The following is a 1,443-nucleotide window of genomic DNA, read 5'->3' on the forward strand; positions in this document are numbered from 1 at the left end:
GACCGGACGCAAGCGGGCCGGAGGCGAGGGGACCGGAGACGAAGGGGCCGGAGACGAAGGACCCCGGCGCGGCCGGGCCGGACGGCCCCGGGCCCGGCTCGGGCGTCCCGTCCTGCGCTCCCGGCCCGCGCACCGCCGCGGACCCGGCGCCCGCCCGCGGCGCACCCGCCTCCCCAGAACCGCCAGCCCCCACAGCTCCCGCCGACCCCACTGGCATCCCCGATCCCACTGGTCCCACCGGTCCTGCCAGCCCCACCGGCCCCACCGGTCCCACCGGTCCCACCGGGTCCTCCGGGTCCTCCGGGTCCTCCGGGTACTCCGTGTCCAGCAACCGCACCGCGTGGCGGCCGAGTTGGGCCACCAGGGCGCTGGGGAGCCAGGGGTCGCGCGAGCGGCCGTCAGAGACGGTGTCCTCCGCGCCCATGCGGGCGAGGACGCGGTCCAGCGTCGGCCGGGAGCCCGGCGTCTTGCGCAGGCAGTCCCGCACCAGCTCGGCGATCTCCTCGGGCATGCCCTCCAGGTCGGGTTCCTCCTGGGCGATCCGGAACATCACGGCGTGCGCGCCGTTGTCCGCGGAGCCGAACGGCAGCCGGCCGGTCGCGGCGTACGCCAGCACCGAGCCCAGGCAGAACACGTCGCACGCGGGCGTGATCCGGTCCCCGCGCACCTGCTCGGGCGCCATGAACCCCGGCGATCCGATGAGCGCCCCGGTCCGGGTGAGCCCGCTCCCGCCCACCGTCTCCAGCGCGCGGGCGATCCCGAAGTCGATGACGCGGGGGCCGTCGATGGTGACGAGGACGTTGGACGGCTTCAGATCCCGGTGCACCATCCCGGCGGCGTGGATGTCCTTCAGCGCGTGCGCGAGACCCGCCGCGAGGATGCGCACCGACCGCTCGGGCAGTGCCCCGTGGTCGTGCCCCACGACCTGTTGGAGGCTCGGGCCCGCGACGTACCCGGTGGCCACCCACGGGACGGGGGCCTCGGTGTCCGCGTCGAGCACCGGCGCGGTCCAGAACCCGCCGACCCGCCGCGCGGCCCGGACCTCCTGCCGGAACCGGGCGCGGAACTCCTCCTGCGCGGCCAGCTCCCGCCGTACGAGCTTCACCGCGACGGTCCGGCCCCGGTCGGAACGGGCGAGGTAGACCTCGCCCATGCCGCCCGCGCCCAGCCGCGCGAGCAGCCGGTACATCCCGATCCGCTGCGGTCCCCCGGCCCCCGGCCTGTCCATCCCCACGCACCCCACCCCGCCGAACGCGAACCCCCGTGTACGCAACATCCCCACGATAGTGCGGCGAACGGGGAGGTGAACGGGGCCGCCTCCACGGTTCCGTAACGGGAAGGGTGATCTCGTCGGGGAGTCGCCCGCCGGTGCGCCGGGCCGATGCGCCGGGCCGATGCGCGACGGGCGGTCCGGCGGGCCGGTGCGCGACGGGCGGTCCGGCG

1 protein-coding gene is annotated in these 1,443 nt (G+C 76.6%); it reads right to left on the bottom strand.

Annotation, left to right across the window (positions count from 1 at the left end; translation table 11 throughout):
- Window positions 1-1,228, bottom strand: a 1,228-nt coding sequence (locus SZN_RS37075; protein WP_244313502.1) for a serine/threonine-protein kinase, incomplete at its 3' end; no start/stop codon positions are given.
- Window positions 1,229-1,443 lie beyond the last annotated feature (215 nt).

The sequence above is a fragment of the Streptomyces zinciresistens K42 genome, assembly GCF_000225525.1.
Taxonomy (GTDB): domain Bacteria; phylum Actinomycetota; class Actinomycetes; order Streptomycetales; family Streptomycetaceae; genus Streptomyces; species Streptomyces zinciresistens.